12 protein-coding genes and 1 riboswitch are annotated in these 15,732 nt (G+C 72.2%); of the genes, 3 read left to right on the forward strand and 9 right to left on the reverse strand.

The annotated features are described in order from the left end of the window. The first annotated feature begins 82 nt into the window (after positions 1-82). The gene (locus tag ABZX85_RS32180) at positions 83-811 is read left to right on the forward strand and encodes a ZIP family metal transporter (RefSeq protein WP_355876335.1); all 729 of its coding nucleotides are present in this window, start codon (positions 83-85) and stop codon (positions 809-811) included. A gap of 44 nt (positions 812-855) precedes the next feature. Here the strand turns inward: ABZX85_RS32180 and cobI are convergent, their stop codons facing one another. From cobI to ABZX85_RS32225, 9 genes are all read right to left on the reverse strand, one after another. After that, a complete protein-coding gene (cobI, locus tag ABZX85_RS32185; RefSeq protein ID WP_355876338.1) occupies positions 856-1,587 on the reverse strand; it encodes a precorrin-2 C(20)-methyltransferase in 732 nt (243 codons plus the stop codon). Next, positions 1,584-3,035, reverse strand: a complete 1,452-nt coding sequence (locus tag ABZX85_RS32190) for a cobyrinate a,c-diamide synthase (RefSeq protein ID WP_355876340.1) — start codon at positions 3,033-3,035, stop codon at positions 1,584-1,586. Before ABZX85_RS32190 ends, cobI begins: the two co-directional genes overlap by 4 nt. Then, positions 3,029-3,628, reverse strand: coding sequence for a cob(I)yrinic acid a,c-diamide adenosyltransferase (gene cobO / locus ABZX85_RS32195; protein WP_355876343.1), 600 nt, complete (start codon positions 3,626-3,628; stop codon positions 3,029-3,031). Before cobO ends, ABZX85_RS32190 begins: the two co-directional genes overlap by 7 nt. Beyond that, positions 3,628-5,616, reverse strand: coding sequence for a putative cobaltochelatase (locus tag ABZX85_RS32200; protein ID WP_355876346.1), 1,989 nt, complete (start codon positions 5,614-5,616; stop codon positions 3,628-3,630). Before ABZX85_RS32200 ends, cobO begins: the two co-directional genes overlap by 1 nt. Continuing rightward, positions 5,613-9,263, reverse strand: coding sequence for a cobaltochelatase subunit CobN (gene cobN, locus ABZX85_RS32205; RefSeq protein WP_355876349.1), 3,651 nt, complete (start codon positions 9,261-9,263; stop codon positions 5,613-5,615). Before cobN ends, ABZX85_RS32200 begins: the two co-directional genes overlap by 4 nt. Further along, a complete protein-coding gene (locus tag ABZX85_RS32210) occupies positions 9,260-10,768 on the reverse strand; it encodes a cobyric acid synthase (protein ID WP_355876352.1) in 1,509 nt (502 codons plus the stop codon). Before ABZX85_RS32210 ends, cobN begins: the two co-directional genes overlap by 4 nt. Further along, positions 10,765-11,814, reverse strand: a complete 1,050-nt coding sequence (locus ABZX85_RS32215; protein WP_355876353.1) for a cobalamin biosynthesis protein — start codon at positions 11,812-11,814, stop codon at positions 10,765-10,767. The genes ABZX85_RS32210 and ABZX85_RS32215 overlap by 4 nt, the downstream gene beginning before the upstream one ends. A 102-nt stretch (positions 11,815-11,916) precedes the next feature. Then, a riboswitch (cobalamin riboswitch) is annotated at positions 11,917-12,059 on the reverse strand. Between the two features lie 136 nt (positions 12,060-12,195). Then, positions 12,196-12,417 (reverse strand): hypothetical protein, encoded by a 222-nt coding sequence (locus tag ABZX85_RS32220; protein ID WP_059044788.1) that lies wholly within the window; start codon positions 12,415-12,417, stop codon positions 12,196-12,198. Positions 12,418-12,437: 20 nt separating this feature from the next. Then, a complete protein-coding gene (locus ABZX85_RS32225) occupies positions 12,438-13,658 on the reverse strand; it encodes an inorganic phosphate transporter (protein WP_355876357.1) in 1,221 nt (406 codons plus the stop codon). Positions 13,659-13,797: 139 nt separating this feature from the next. Between ABZX85_RS32225 and ABZX85_RS32230 the strand changes: the two genes are divergently transcribed. After that, positions 13,798-14,472: a class II aldolase/adducin family protein gene (locus tag ABZX85_RS32230; RefSeq protein WP_355876359.1), complete on the forward strand. Its 675-nt coding sequence runs from the start codon at positions 13,798-13,800 to the stop codon at positions 14,470-14,472. Between the two features lie 52 nt (positions 14,473-14,524). Then, positions 14,525-15,646 (forward strand): alpha/beta fold hydrolase, encoded by a 1,122-nt coding sequence (locus tag ABZX85_RS32235; protein ID WP_355876362.1) that lies wholly within the window; start codon positions 14,525-14,527, stop codon positions 15,644-15,646. The last annotated feature ends 86 nt before the right edge of the window (positions 15,647-15,732 follow it).

Here is a 15,732-nt window from a genome sequence, read left to right on the forward strand (position 1 = left end):
AGCGTTACCGGGACACCGGCGGCCGTACGGACCGCCGACCCCGGACGTGCGCGGACAAGGGGAGATCGGATACGAAGTCCTCATGGCGGTCTTCGTCGCGCTCGGCGCGTTCCTGATGACGCTGGCCGGCGGCTGGACGGCACAGCGCGTGACCGACCGCCGCCATCTGGTCCTGGGCCTGGCCGGCGGCCTGATGCTGGGGGTCGTCGGCCTCGACCTGCTGCCCGAGGCCCTCGACGCGGCGGGCACCGAGGTGCACGGCGTCCCCGCCGCCCTCCTGCTCTTCGTCGCCGGGTTCCTGCTGGCCCATCTGGTGGAACGCCTGCTCGCCGTCCGCCAGGCCGCGCACGGCGCGGACGAGCACGACGGCCGCGTCCCCGAGGTCGGCCTCACGGCCGCCGCCGCGATGGTCGGCCACAGCGCCATGGACGGCGTCGCCATCGGCGCGGCCTTCCAGGTCGACGGCAGTATGGGCACGGCCGTCGCGCTCGCCGTCATCGCCCACGACTTCGCCGACGGCTTCAACACGTACACGATCACAAGCGTTTACGGAAACGCCCGCCGCAAAGCCCTCGCGATGCTCTTCGCCGACGCCGCGGCCCCCGTCCTCGGCGCGCTCTCCACGGTCTTCGTCACCATTCCGGAGCAGCTCCTCGGCGGCTATCTCGGCTTCTTCGGCGGCGCCCTCCTGTACCTCGCCGCCGCCGAGATCCTCCCCGAGGCCCACCACGACCACCCCGCCCGCTCGACCGTCCTGTGCACGATCGCGGGCGCGGCCTTCATCTGGCTGGTGGTCGGCCTGGCGGGCTGAGGAACACCCGGGAGACCGCCCGGCACGCCGTTGCACAACCGCTCTCACAACTTCCCACCCCGACCGCTGTCCCGCCGGGCCGGCGAGATCAGCGTCGACAGATACGGCAGCGGCGACCCGTCCAGCTCGGCCGCGCCCCCCACGACCTCCCCCTCAAGCCCCAGCGCGGCCCCCCACACGGCCCCCTCGGCCCGCCCGGTCTCCCGCAGCGCCGCCACGACCTCGGCCGCCTGCCGCCCGAACTTGTACGCCACGACCGTCCCCGGCCCGGCCAGCGCGTCCTTCAGCACCCCCGACCCCGCCGTCACCGGCACCAGCGTCAGCGGCTCGGTCCCCTCGGTCAGCACCGCCCCCGACCGCGCCGCCAGATCCTGCATCGCCGTGATCCCCGGCACGGTCTCCACGACCGTCCCCGGCACCAGCTCCACGATCGTCTGCGCGAGATACGTGAACGTCGAATACACGTTCGGGTCACCGATCGTCGCGAACGCGACACTGGCGTGCTCCCGCAGCAGCCCCGCCACCCGCCCCCCGGCCGCGTCCCAGGCCGCCTCACGCCGCCCCCGGTCACTGCGCTCGTTCAACGCGAACACGACCCGTACGACCTTGTCCTCGGCGACGTAGTGCAGCACCGTCGCCTCCGCGCGCCCCCGCTCCCCGCTGTCCATCACGGGTACGACGACGACATCGGCGTCCCGCAGGGCGTTGACCCCCTTGACGGTCACCAGCTCCGGGTCCCCGGGCCCCACCCCGACCCCGATCAGCCTGCTGCTCATGACGTCCGGCACCTCTCCACGAACCGACGGGCCACACCGGGCTCGCTCGCCCAATGCGTATGCAAATAACTCGCATGCACATTACGTGCCACGAACCCCTCCACTCGACTCCGAGCCCCCCGAAACCCCCAGGCGGGAGCGGTGCCGGCGCCCGGCTCGACGACGGTCCGGTGAAACTCGTGCCCCCGCATCCGGGTCCCGACCCCGGCGAGCACGCTCTCACTGAGCGCCACGGCATCCCGGTACCCGAGCGTCAGCCGCTCACTCATCCGCGCGGAGGCGTCGATGACGCCGCACATGGGCCGCCCGTCCAACTCCCGGCACAGATAGAGCAACCCCGCACACTCGGCGGCGACGGGAGCCCCCGACCCGACGAGCGACGTAACCGCTTTCAGCAACGGCACGTTGGCGGCCAGCTCAGCCCCGTACACCTCGGGAAACCCACCCCCGATGACCAGCCCGGAGGCCCCGTCGGGGAGCGCCTCGTCCCGCAAGGGATCAAAGGTCACCACTTCGGCGCCGGCGGCGGTGAGCAGCTCGGCGTGCTCGGCATACGAGAAGCTGAAGGCGGCCCCACCGGCAACGGCCACAACAGGCACTTTCAGCCCGTCCGGCGTTTGAGGACGAGGCCCCTCAAGGGCCGAAGCGGGGGTCTGGGGGCGGCAGCCCCCAGGGTCGGGGAAGGGAAGGGGCGGAGGGGGCGAGAAACTCAGAGCCGCACCCGCACTCCACACCTCGCCCCCCAACTCACCGGCCCCCCGGGCCACTTCCATCAACGCCTCAAGATCGCACCCGGCCTCGACCTGCGCGGCCATCGCCGCCACAGCCTCGACAGCCGCCCCCTGCCGTTCGACCACCGGCACCAGCCCGAGATGCCGCGACGGCACATCCACCCGCGCGACCCTCCGCAACACCCCCAGCACCGGCACCCCCGCCGACTCCAACGCCTCCCGCAACAACTCCTCGTGCCGGTCGGAGGCGACCTTGTTGAGGATCACGCCCCCCACCCGGACCTCGGGGTCCCAGGACACGAAGCCGTGGACCAGCGCCGCGACAGACCGGGACTGGGACGACGCGTCGACCACCAGCACCACCGGCGCCCGCAACAGCTTCGCGACATGAGCCGTGGACGCCAACTCCCCTTCCCCCGCGGCCCCGTCGTACATTCCCATGACACCTTCGACGACCGCGAGATCACACCCCTGAGCCCCATGCAGGAACAGCGGCGCGACCAACTCCGGCCCGCACAGATACGCGTCGAGATTCCGCCCCACCCGCCCGGTCGCGAGCGAGTGATACCCGGGATCGATGTAGTCCGGCCCCACCTTGTGCGGAGACACGACAAGCCCCCGCGCGGCGAACGCGGCCATCAACCCCGTGGCAACAGTGGTCTTCCCGCTCCCGGAGGACGGCGCGGCGATGACCAGCCGAGGAACGGAACTCACCACTCGATGCCCCTCTGCCCCTTCTGCCCCGCGTCCATCGGATGCTTCACCTTGGACATGTCGGTGACGAGATCGGCGAACTCGACCAGCTTCGCGGGGGCGTTGCGCCCGGTGATCACGACGTGCTGGTTACCGGGCCGATCCCGCAGCACGGACACGACCTCGTCGGTGTCGACCCACCCCCAGTGCATGGGATAGGCGAACTCGTCGAGCACGTACAGCCTGTACGTCTCGGCGGCGAGATCCCGCTTGACCTGCTCCCAACCCTCCCGAGCCTTCTCCTCGTTGTCCATCTGGTCGTCCCGCTGCACCCAGGACCACCCCTCACCCATCTTGTGCCAGTCGACGGACCCGCCCTCCCCGGACGCCCCCAGCACCCGCAGCGCGTTCTCCTCCCCGACCTTCCACTTCGCCGACTTGACGAACTGGAACACCCCGATCGGCCACCCCTGGTTCCAGGCCCGCAACGCGAGCCCGAACGCGGCGGTCGACTTCCCCTTCCCGATCCCCGTATGGACGACGACCAGTGGCCGATTCCGCCGCTGACGGGTCGTCAGCCCGTCGTCCGGCACCACACTCGGCTGCCCCTGAGGCATTACGCGGCCCTCCTCTGAACATCCTTGACCAGCCCGGCAATCGATTCCGCGCGCAGCTCGTCGAGCGTCACGGCGGTACCCCCCAGCTCACCCGCGAGCTGCCCCGCGAGCCCCAGCCGCACCGGCCCCGACTCACAGTCGACGACGACGGAGGCGACCTTGTCGGCGGCGAACAGCCGAGCCGCCCGCCCGGCCAGTGCGACCGGCTCGGGCCCTCCGGTGGCCCGCCCGTCCGTCACCACGACGACCAGCGCCCGCCGGGCCGGATCACGCAACCGCTCCACCCGCAGCACGTCATGCGCCTTGAGCAGGCCGGCGGCGAGCGGCGTACGCCCCCCGGTCGGCAGCGACTCCAGCCGGGCCGCCGCGGCGTCGACGGACGAGGTGGGAGGCAGCGCGACCTCCCCAGAAGCTCCCCGGAACGTCACCAGCCCCACCTTGTCGCGCCGCTGATAGGCGTCCAGCAGCAACGACAGCACCGCCCCCTTCACCGCACTCATCCGCTGCCGGGCCGCCATCGAACCGGACGCGTCGACGACGAACAGCACGAGGTTCCCCTCACGCCCCTCCCGAGCCGCCTGCCGCAGATCGTCCCGCCGCACCACGAGCCCCGGCCCCGACCGCCCCCGCGCCCGCTGATGCGGCGCGGCGGCCTGCACGGTGGCCGCCAAGTGCAGCTTGGTGAGCGTCCCTTGAGGCCGCCGGGCCCCGGTCGTACGACCGTGCTCGGTACGCGCCCGGGACCGCCGCCCGGCAGCCCCCTCCCCGATGCCCGGCACGCTCAGCACCTTGGCCCGAAACGGCTCGGAAGCCCGCACGGGGGACTGCTCGCCCCCACCGGAAGCCTGCGGTTCTCCCCCTTCACCGGCCTCGGGCTGAGCACCCCCGCCATCACCCTGAGACCCTCCACCGTCCGGCGCCGGCTGCCCGCCACCCCCACCGGGCCCGTCCGGATCAGGATCGTCCTCGGGCGACTCACCCGAGAACTCCTCCAACGTCTCGTCCAGCTTGTCCTCGTCAAGTCCCGGCGCGTCGAAGGGATTACGCCGACGACGATGAGGCAACGCCAGCAGCGCCGCCTGCCGCACGTCCTCCGCCAGCACCTCGGTCCGCCCCGCCCACGCGGCCAACGCGGTGGCCGTCCGCGCCATCACGATGTCGGCCCGCATCCCGTCGACCTCGAACGCCGCACAGGTCGCCGCGATCTGCCGCAACGCCCCGTCCCCGAGCCGCACCGACGACAACAACTCCCGCGCGGCGACGATCCGTTGCCGGACGGCCCGCTCCTCGTCGGCCCAACGCGCCGAGAACTCGGCCGGGTTGTCGTCATAGGCGAGCCGCCGCCGTACGACCTCGACGCGCTGATCAGGCTCCCGCGAGGCGGCGACCTCGACGGTGAGCCCGAACCGGTCGAGCAACTGTGGCCTGAGTTCGCCTTCTTCGGGGTTCATGGTCCCGACGAGCAGGAACCGAGCGGCATGCCGCACGGACACGCCCTCGCGCTCGACATAAGAGGCACCCATGGCAGCGGCGTCGAGCAGCAGGTCGACGAGGTGGTCGTGCAGCAGGTTGACCTCGTCGACGTACAGAATCCCGCGATGCGCGTCGGCGAGCAGCCCCGGTTCGAACGCCTTCACACCCTCGGCGAGCGCCCGCTCGATGTCGAGCGCCCCCACGAGCCGGTCCTCGGACGCCCCGACGGGCAACTCGACCATCCGGGCGGCCCGTTGAGCTTCGCCACCGGTTTCGTGCGGCCCATCCGGACAGGCCGGATCGGGCGCCGCCGGATCACACGAGAACCGGCACCCGGCGACCACGTCCACAGCGGGCAGCAACGCCGAAAGCGCCCGCACAGCCGTCGACTTGGCCGTCCCCTTCTCCCCGCGCACGAGCACACCACCGACCGCCGGGGACACGGCGTTCAGCAGCAACGCGAGCCGCAGATCGTCCTGCCCGACAACGGCCGTGAACGGAAACGGAGTACTCACTGGTCGCCCTCCAAGTCGCCTTCCAGCTCCAGATACGTGGCACGCAGCCGCTCCAGCGTGTCCGCGTCGGGCTCCGCCCACAGCCCGCGGTCGGCGGCCTCAAGGAGCCGCTCGGTGATCCCGCGCAGCGCCCACGGGTTGGACTTCTTCATGAAGTCCCTGTTCTCCGGGTCGAAGACGTACTCGGCGCTGAGCTTCTCGTACATCCAGTCGTCGACCACGCCCGCCGTCGCGTCGTACCCGAACAGGTAGTCCACGGTCGCGGCCATCTCGAACGCGCCCTTGTAGCCGTGGCGGCGCATCGCCGCCATCCAGCGGGGGTTGACCACACGCGCGCGGAACACGCGGTGCGTCTCCTCGCCGAGCGTGCGGGTCTTCACCTGGTCCGGCGTGGCCGAATCACCCACGTACGCCTCGGGGTTGGCGCCGGTCAGGTGCCGGACCATCGCGACCATGCCGCCGTGGTACTGGAAGTAGTCGTCCGCGTCGACCAAGTCGTGCTCGCGTGTATCCACGTTCTTCGCGGCGACCGCGATCCGCTTGAACGCCGTCTCCATGTCCCCCCGAGCCGCCCGCCCGTCGAGTCCACGCCCGTAGGCGTAACCACCCCACACGGCGTACACCTCGGCGAGATCCGCGTCCGAGCGCCAGTTGCGGGCGTCGATCAGCGGCAGCAACCCGGCCCCGTACGCGCCCGGCTTGGAGCCGAAGATGCGGGCGGTGGCCCGGCGTCGGTCGCCATGAGCGGCCGTGTCCTCGTCGGCGTGCGCGCGCACGAAGTTCCCCGAGGCGGGCTCGTCCAGCTCCGCGACCGCGCGGACGGCGTCGTCGAGGAGCCCGACGACGTGCGGGAACGCGTCCCGGAAGAAGCCGGAGATACGGACGGTGACGTCGATGCGGGGGCGGCCGAGTTCGTCCAGGGGGACCACCTCGAACCCGGTGACCCGGCGCGACGCGTCGTCCCACACCGGACGGCACCCCAGCAGCGCGAGGATCTCGGCGATGTCGTCACCCTGGGTCCGCATCGCGGAGGTGCCCCAGACAGTGAGCCCCACGGACTTCGGGTACTCCCCGTTGTCCGCGAGATACCGCTGCACGAGCGAGTCCGCGAGCGCCTGCCCGACCTCCCAACTCAGCCGCGAGGGAATGGCCTTGGGGTCGACCGAGTAGAAGTTCCGGCCGGTCGGCAGGACGTTGACGAGACCACGCGTCGGAGACCCCGAGGGCCCGGCGGGGACGTAACCCCCGTCCAGCGCGCGCAGGATGTGATCGATCTCGTCCGTCGTCCGCGCCAGCCGAGGTACGACCTCGTCGCACGCGAACTCCAACACGGCCACGGCGTCCGCGAGTTCGACCCCGAGCACGTCACGCACCAGAGCCGGAACGGCGGCCGAGGACCAGCCCCGCTCCTCCATCCCGAGCGCCACCCGCCGGCACAGCTGCTCCAACAGATCGATCGCGTCGGCGGCCGACCGCGCGGGCCCCTCCACCAGTTCACTCAACTCCACCGGCACCTTCACCGCGGCCCCCGGCTCGGCCAGCAACTCCTTCTCCACCAGCCCGAAATGAGCCGCGAAGGCGGACCGCAGACCCGGCAGCGCGTTCGCCTTGCCGCCCCACACCTGCGAGGCCCGCAGCACCGCGAGGACCAGGTTCACCCGGGCCTCGTCGACCGGCCCGCCACCGAGGATGTGCAGCCCGTCCCGGATCTGCACGTCCTTGATCTCGCAGAGGTAGCCGTCGATGTGCATGACGAACTCGTCGAAGTCGTCGTCACCCGGCTGCTCGTCGACATGCAGGTCGTTGTGGAGCTCGGCGGCCTTCACCAGCGTCCAGATCTGCGCCCGCACGGCAGGCGCCTTCACCGGGTCCAGATCGCTCACGAGCGCGTACTCGTCGAGGAGTTGCTCCAGCTTCGCGAGGTCCCCGTACGTGTCCGCGCGCGCCATCGGCGGCACCAGGTGGTCGACGACGGTCGCGTGCCCGCGCCGCTTCGCCTGCGTGCCCTCGCCCGGGTCGTTCACGATGAACGGGTAGATCAGCGGGAGTTCACCGAGCACGGCGTCCGGCGCACAACCGCCGCTGAGACCGAGGCCCTTGCCCGGCAGCCACTCCATCGTGCCGTGCTTGCCCATGTGGACGACCGCGTCCGCGCCGAAGGAGTTGTCGAGCCAGCGGTAGGCGGCCATGTAGTGGTGCGACGGCGGCATGTCCGGGTCGTGGTAGATCGCGATCGGGTTCTCCCCGAAGCCGCGCGGCGGCTGGATCATCACGACGACGTTCCCGAACTGGAGGGAGGCGAGAACGATGTCGTCCCCGTCGACGTACAGCGACCCCGGCGGCTCGCCCCACGCCTCGGTCATCGCGTCCCGCAACTCCGGGTCCAGCTTGTCGAACCACGCCTGGTAGTCGGCCAGCGGCACCCGCGCGGGCGCCGACGCCAACTGCTCCTCGGTCAGCCACTCCACGTCGTGCCCGCCGGCTTCGATGAGCCGGTGGATCAACTCGTCGCCCTCGGAGGGATATCCGGACACCCCGTACCCGGCGTCCCGCAGCGCGTCCAGCACCCGCACCGCCGACGCTGGCGTGTCCAGACCGACCGCGTTGCCGACCCGGGAGTGCTTCGTCGGGTACGCCGTGAAGACCAGCGCGACGCGCTTCTCCGCGTTCGGCTTGTGCCTCAACTGCGCGTGCCGCACGGCGATCCCGGCCACCCGCCCGGCCCGCTCGGGGTCGGCGACGTACACGGGAACGTCGTCCGGGCCCTGCTCCTTGAAGGAGAACGGGACGGTGATGATCCGCCCGTCGAACTCGGGGATCGCGACCTGCATCGCCGCGTCCATCGGGGAGAGCGCGGCATCCGACTCGTCCCACGCCGCCCGCGACGACGTGAGGCAAAGCCCTTGCAGCACAGGGATGTTGAGATCCGCGAGCGCCCCGATGTCCCACGCCTCCTCGTCACCGCCCGCCGACGCCTCGGACGCGTGCGCGCCGCCGGCCGCGAGGACCGTCGCCACCAACGCGTCGGCCCCGCTCAGCAGTTCGTACAGCCCGGCGTCCGCGCCGCGCAGCGAACCGCAGTACACGGCAAGGGCGTTGGCGCCCCGCGCCTCGATCGCGTCGCACAGCGTGTCGACGAAGGAGGTGTTGCCGCTCAGCTCGTGGGCCCGGTAGAAGAGCACGCCGACGGTGGGACGGCCCTCGACGAAGGCGCGCTCTCCGCTGACGCCGAACTCCGGCATCTTCTGCGGCTCGTCGAAGCCCTCACCGGTCAACAGCACGGTGTCGGACAGGAATCGGGCCAGCTCCACCAGGTTCGCGGGCCCGCCCTCGACGAGATAGCGCAGCGCCTCCGCGACGACCCCGGCCGGCACCGACGACTCGGCCATCAGCTCCGCGTCCGGCACGGTCTCCCCGCCCAGCAACACGGTGGGAATCCCCGCCGACTTGAGCGCCGCGAGTCCGTCCTCCCAGGCCCGCTTCCCGCCGAGGAGCCGGACGACAGCGATGTCCGCGCCCTCGATCAGCGCCGGCAGCTCCCCGGCGACGTCCACCCGTGTCGGGTTCCCGATCCGGTACGGGGCGCCGGAGGCGCGGGCCGCCAGCAGATCCGTGTCGGCGGTCGACAACAGCAAAACCGTACTCATGCGGGCGCTCCCGGGGGGATGAAGGGCAGTCCTTGCGGCGCTCCCGACTCGATGAGCCCAAGAAGCGCGTCGGTGTTCGCGTGCTGTTCGATCAGGTCGCCGAGCAGATCGAGCTGTCGCTCGCGCAGTTCGGCGAACGAGGTGTCGGTGGCGGGCACGAAGCGGCGGCCCGCGGCGGCGGCCACCTCGCGAAGAAAGGCCCGCCGGAATCCGTCCGACTCCAGCGAACCGTGCCAGTGCGTACCCCAGACGGCCCCGACTCGGCAGCCGTCCAGGAAGGGTTCTCCTCCATCGACAGAGGCGACCCCATGGTGGATCTCGTATCCCTCGACCCGCTCGCCGAGGGCCTCGCCCACCGGCCGGGTCAAGGTCTTCTCGCGGGCGAACCGCACCCGCACGGGCAGCAGCCCGAGCCCGTCGACGATCCCGGCGCGCGACTCGACGTCGTCCTCGATCCGCTCGCCGAGCAGCTGGAAGCCGCCGCAGATCCCGAGCACCGGCCGCCCGGCAGCGGCCCGGCGCCCCAACTCGGCCGCCAGCCCCCGCTCCCGAAGCCACTCAAGTGCCTTCACCGTCCCCCGAGTTCCGGGGACGACGACCAGATCCGCGTCCGCGAGTTCCTCGGGCCGGTCCACGAACCGCACCACCACACCGGGTTCGGCGGCCAGCGCGTCGACGTCCGTGAAGTTCGACATCAACGGCACCGCGCAGACGGCGACCCGGAGCACCTCGTCCCCGACCGGCGCCGTGAGCGAGGACTCCCGTACGGCCCCCCGCAGGGACACCGCCATGCCGTCCTCCTCGTCGATCCCGAGCCCCGCGCGGAACGGCAGCACCCCGTACGACGGACGCCCGGTCAGGCCGCGCAGCATCTCCAACCCCGGTTCCAGCAGCGACACATCGCCCCGGAACTTGTTCACCAGGAACCCGGCGACCAGCGCCTGGTCCTCGGGGGAGAGCAGCGCGACCGTGCCGAAGAACGACGCGAAGACGCCGCCCCGGTCGATGTCCCCGACCACCAGCACCGGCAGCCCCGCGTTCCGCGCGATGCCCATGTTGACGATGTCGGTGCGCCGCAGATTGATCTCGGCGGGCGATCCGGCGCCCTCGCAGATCACCGCGTCGTGCGTGGCGCGGAGTTCGGCGAGACAGTCGAGGACGGTTCCGAGGAGCTGCTCCTGCCGGCCCCCGTGGTACCGGCGGGCGTCCATCTCGCCGACCGGCTTGCCCATCAGCACGACCTGGCTGCTGCGCTCCCCGCCCGGCTTCAGCAGCACGGGGTTCATCAGCGCCGTCGGCTCGATCCGGCACGCCTGCGCCTGCATGGCCTGCGCCCGCCCGATCTCGGCGCCCTCCCGGGTCACGAACGAGTTCAGGGACATGTTCTGCGCCTTGAACGGCGCGACCTTCACCCCCTGCCGGACGAGCCACCGGCAGATCCCGGCGGTGACGACACTCTTCCCGGCGTCCGAGGTGGTCCCGGCGACCAACAGCCCGCCACTCATGAACCCGCCCCCCTTTTCAGCAACCGTTTACACAAACTCCGCCCGGCAGCCCCGAGCCCCGTGGCCCCGACCCCGGCAGCCCCGACACGCCTAGCGGCCCCCCGCCCCGCCAACGCCCGCCCGACCACCACCCGCCCGGCGACCGTCACCCCCAGCGCCAGCCAACTCACCCGCCGGGACAGCCGCACAGCCCGCTCGACATCACCGACGACGACCCCGCGCCCACCGGCGTTGAGCACCGGCCGATGCTCCACCCGCCCCGCGTACGACAGGGTCCCGCCCATCCGCACCCCGAGCGCCCCCGCGAACGACGCCTCCACCGGCCCGGCGTTGGGGCTCGGATGCTTCACCGCGTCCGCCCGCCAGGCCCGCACGGCCCCCCGGGGATCGTCCCCGGCGGCACACGCGAGGACGGCGGTCAGCCGGGCCCCCGGCCAGCCGGCGACGTCGTCGAGCCGGGCGGAGGCCCACCCGTACCGCAGGTGACGCGGCGACCGGTGCCCCACCATCGCGTCGAGCGTGTTGACGGCCCGGAACCCCAGCAGCCCCGGCACCCCGCCGACGGCCCCCCACACCAGCGCGCCCACGACCGCGTCGGACGTGTTCTCGGCAACCGATTCCACAACGGCCCGCGCGATCCCGTAGGCGTCCAGCGCCTGCGGGTCCCGCCCGCACAGATGCGGCAGCCGCGCCCGCGCCGCCTCGACGTCCCCGGCCTCCAGCGCCCGTCCGATGTGCCGCGCCTCGCGCGCGAGGGAGGTGCCGCCGACGACCGCCCAGGTCGCGGCGGAGGTCAGGGCGAGGGAGGCGCCGGGGGAGCGGCGTACGGACGAGGCGGCCACCGCGCCCAGGGCGATCGCGCCGCCCGCGCAGACGGCCGTGTGCAGGGCTCCCCAGCCGCGGTGGTCGTGCCACAGCACGCGTTCCACGGACATCGCGGCACGGCCGAACGCGGCGACCGGATGCCCCCGGCGGGGGTCGCCGAGGAGCAGGTCACCGAGGAGGCCGGCGGCGGCGCCGTACGCGTGGAGGCGATCGGCACCCATCGGCTCAGCCGGCCGTGGGAGCGGGCAGCGGTCGGGGTCGGTACCTCAGACGGCGGCGGCCGAGCATAGCGATATGTCCTCACTCAGGGTGTCCACGCCCTGGTTCGACGAGACCGGCGGTGGGAGTTCCTGGCTCCCGGGGATGACTACCCCGGTCACAGTGGCGGGACCGCGCCGGATTCGCACCGACTTCCTCCTGAGCCGCCGTACATGGCCCTGGCAGTCCACCACGGGCCTCGAAGAGCCGTCAACTCGCTGTTGACCTGCGAGAGCGGACTGTGCAGAACCCCACACGACCCGTCGGGCCGACCGCACACGAAACCCCGTACGGCGGGTGCCGTACGGGGTTGTGGAAACGGTTGCTGCCGGTCTTCCGGAGGCTCAGGCGACGATGAGGCTGATGCCGTACGCCACGGCCCCCAGGCACGCCGCGAAGCACGCGTACGCGCCGGTGACCGCGAGGGCGGCGGAGCCGCCGTCGGCCTGGGCGCGCTCGTGCCGGGAGAGGCCCATGACGCCGAGGGTGAAGAGGGTCACGATGCCCACGGTGACCACGAGGCTGACACCGAAGACGGAGCCGAGAGCGGACCAGTCGATCTTCATGGTTGCGGTGTCCTTCGGGGTCAGACGGTCGCGGCCGGGGGAGCGGCCGGGTCGGTGGTGGCGACGGTCGCCGGCGCGGGGATGACGACCTTGATGTCACCGGCGTCGGAGTCGGAGTCGGAGACGACATCAGCGGTGTCGTCCGTGTCGTTCACGTTGTTGTGGTCGACGACCTCGCGCCGCGAGATCTTCCAGATCGCCGCGCTGGAGCCGACGAGGAAGACGGCGACGGCTGCCGTGCCCCAGTCACCGAGGTCGGTGACCGACTCGGCGAGCGCGCCGACGAGCCCGGCGGCCGGCAGCGTCAGCCCCCAGGCGACGAACATCCGGGTCGCCGTGGACCAGCGCACCACCCCGCCCTTGCGGCCGAGCCCCGCGCCCATCACGGAGCCGGATACGGCGTGCGTGGTGGAGAGGGAGAAGCCGAGGTGGGAGGAGGCCAGGATGACTGTCGCGGCGGACGTCTGGGCGGCGAAGCCCTGCTGCGGCCGGAGGTCGGTGAGGCCCTTGCCCATCGTGCGGATGATGCGCCAGCCGCCCAGGTAGGTGCCGAGCGCGATCGCGACGCCCGCGGAGAGGATGACCCAGGTGGGCGGGTCGGAGTCGGGCGCCAGGGAGCCGCCCGCGACCAGCGCGAGGGTGATGATGCCCATCGTCTTCTGCGCGTCGTTCGTGCCGTGCGCGAGGGAGACGAGGCCGGCCGAGGCGATCTGCCCGAACCGGTAGCTCTTCTCCGCGGCCTTTCCTTCGGCCTTCTTGCCGAGGGTGTACGACAGCCTCGTCGCCAGCATCGCGGCGAGCCCGGCGACGATCGGGGCGGCGACCGCCGGGATCAGCACCTTCGTCACCAGCACGTCGCCGTGCACCGCGCCGGAGCCGGCCGAGGCCAGCGTGGCGCCGATCAGGCCGCCCATCAGGGCGTGCGAGGAACTGGAGGGCAGGCCCACCAGCCAGGTCAGCAGGTTCCAGAGGATCGCGCCCACCAGGGCGGCGAAGATGACCTCCGGTCGTATACCGCTTTCGTCGACGAGTCCCTTGGAGATCGTGTTCGCGACCTCCACGGAGAGAAACGCCCCCACAAGGTTGAGCGCGGCGGACATGGCCACCGCCACCTTGGGCCTCAGTGCGCCGGTCGAGATGGTCGTGGCCATCGCGTTGGCGGTGTCGTGGAAACCGTTCGTGAAATCGAACGCGAGAGCGGTGATCACCACTATCGCGAGGATCAGCGAGAAGTTTTCCATTTACCCAGGCAATCGTTCGAAGTAATCGGCTGGTTGAAGGTAGGTAACCTGGATGAACGGAAGGTGAACTGGACAGGGCATCGTGGTGTCGCTCCGGGCATGACTCCCCCTCTTCCCCGCCCCCTGGCAGGATCGCCGTATGGCTGAGCAGAGGCGCCCGCGTCCCGAAGAGGCCGCGGCATGGGGCTCCCTGGTGACGACCGCCCGCCGCACCGTCACCGACGGACTCGTGGTGGGCACATCCGGAAACGTGTCGGTCCGCGTCGCCGAGGTGGTCCTCGTCACACCGACAGGCGTCCCGTACGACCGTCTCGGGCCGGACGACATCACGGGCGTCGACCTCGACGGCCACCAGGTGCTGGGCACCCTGCGGCCGACCAGCGAACTCCCCATGCACCTCACGGTCTACCGCGCCTTCCCCGCCGCCGGCGCCGTCGTCCACACCCACTCCGTCCACGCCACCGCCGTCTCCACCCTCGTCCCCGAACTCCCCCCGATCCACTACATGACCGGCGCCCTCGGCGGCCCGGTCCGCGTCGCTCCCTACGCGACCTACGGCACGGAAGAACTCGCGGACAACATCCGTACGGCTCTCCAGGGCCGTACCGCCTGCCTGATCCAGAACCACGGCACCCTCGCCCACGCCCCCACCCTGGAGCGGGCCTTCACCGACTCCGCGCAACTCGAATGGATGTCCCACCTCTGGCTCACCGCGGCCTCGGTCCCCGGCCACCCCCCGCACCTCCTCACCCCGGCGCAGGTACGGGAGGCGGGGGAGAAGCTGAGCCGGTACGGGCAGGGCGCGACGGACTGAGCGGCCGGGGCGTCCACTGGCCACCCCCGCCCGCCACCCGGACACTGGACGAGTGCGCCCAGTCAAAGCGACGGCCGTCGCCGTCTCCGCAGTAGTGGCCGCCGGAGCGGCGAGTGTCGCCGCGGGCCGGATGGCGAGCGACCCGGCGTTGAAGGCACCGCCGGACCGTCCCCTGCCGACGGAACCGAAGCTCACGGTCCACCGCGCGGCGGCGGGCGAGGTCACGCTCACGCGCGGCCTCGCCGCCCTCAGACCCGGCACGTACGGCCTCACCGGCGCCGGGGTCCACGCGGTGTGCGGCCCGGTCCTGCCGAACGTCCCGCACAGCGCCGACACCGTCGTACGCCGCTTGGAGCGCGTCTCCTACGGCTCGCTGGACCCCGGGACGGCCGTCCGTCTCACGCCCGACCTGCATGTCGGGGACCCGACGACGGCGCTCGGCCTCGCGCACACGGGCGTCGAGATCCCCGGCGAACTCGGCGCGCTGCCCGCCTGGTTCGTGCCCGGCGCGCGCCGCACCTGGGTGATCGCGGTGCACGGCCTCGGCGCGGGCCGCACCCACGCCCTGAACGTCCTCGGCTTCCTGCACCGCCGCCGCTTCCCCGTCCTGGTCCCGGCCCACCGGGGCGACGAGGACGCCCCGCGCTCCCCGGACGGCCTCAACCACCTCGGCACGACGGAGTGGCGGGACGTCGACGCGGCGATCCGGTACGCCCTCGGGCACGGCGCCGACCGCGTGATCCTGCTCGGCTGGTCGACCGGCGCCGCGATGGCCCTGCGCGCGGCCACGCACTCCGGCCTCGCCGACCGCGTCAGCGGCCTGGTCCTGGACTCCCCGGCCCTCGACTGGCGCACGACGGTCCGCTCCCTCGCCACCGCCCGCCACACCCCCGGCGCCCTCCTCCCGCTCGCGGTCCGCGCGGCCCTCGGCCGCCTCGGCGCGGACGGCCGGGACCCGGACGACGCCCTCGCCCTGCCCGCCGTCCCCACGCTGGTGTTCCACGGCCCCGACGACACCGTCGCCCCCTGGGACCTCTCCCGCCGCCTCGTCGCTACCGCCCCCGCGCTCGCCACCCTCCACGAGGTCCGCGGCGCCCCGCACGGCGCGATGTGGAACGCCGATCCGGCGGCCTACGAGGAGGCGCTGCGACGGTTCCTGACGCCGTTGATGTGAGCCGCGGGGGTGTGAGTCCCGGCACATCCGCCCGCCCGGTAGCGAGGATTCCGCTTGCCTTCGTCCCGGTCCCGAACACCCCCTCC

The organism is Streptomyces sp. NPDC004539 (assembly GCF_040610055.1).
In the GTDB taxonomy this organism is placed as follows: Bacteria; Actinomycetota; Actinomycetes; order Streptomycetales; family Streptomycetaceae; genus Streptomyces.

Excerpts from the sequence above, each read along its gene's own strand:
- ABZX85_RS32180 (WP_355876335.1), top strand. The coding sequence starts at position 83 with ATGGCGGTCTTCGTCGCGCTCGGCGCGTTCCTGATGACGCTGGCCGGC.
- cobI (WP_355876338.1), bottom strand. The coding sequence starts at position 1,587 with ATGAGCAGCAGGCTGATCGGGGTCGGGGTGGGGCCCGGGGACCCGGAG.
- cobO (WP_355876343.1), bottom strand. The coding sequence starts at position 3,628 with ATGCCTCAGGGGCAGCCGAGTGTGGTGCCGGACGACGGGCTGACGACC.
- cobN (WP_355876349.1), bottom strand. The coding sequence starts at position 9,263 with ATGAGTACGGTTTTGCTGTTGTCGACCGCCGACACGGATCTGCTGGCG.
- ABZX85_RS32210 (WP_355876352.1), bottom strand. The coding sequence starts at position 10,768 with ATGAGTGGCGGGCTGTTGGTCGCCGGGACCACCTCGGACGCCGGGAAG.
- ABZX85_RS32215 (WP_355876353.1), bottom strand. The coding sequence starts at position 11,814 with ATGGGTGCCGATCGCCTCCACGCGTACGGCGCCGCCGCCGGCCTCCTC.
- ABZX85_RS32220 (WP_059044788.1), bottom strand. The coding sequence starts at position 12,417 with ATGAAGATCGACTGGTCCGCTCTCGGCTCCGTCTTCGGTGTCAGCCTC.
- ABZX85_RS32225 (WP_355876357.1), bottom strand. The coding sequence starts at position 13,658 with ATGGAAAACTTCTCGCTGATCCTCGCGATAGTGGTGATCACCGCTCTC.
- ABZX85_RS32230 (WP_355876359.1), top strand. The coding sequence starts at position 13,798 with ATGGCTGAGCAGAGGCGCCCGCGTCCCGAAGAGGCCGCGGCATGGGGC.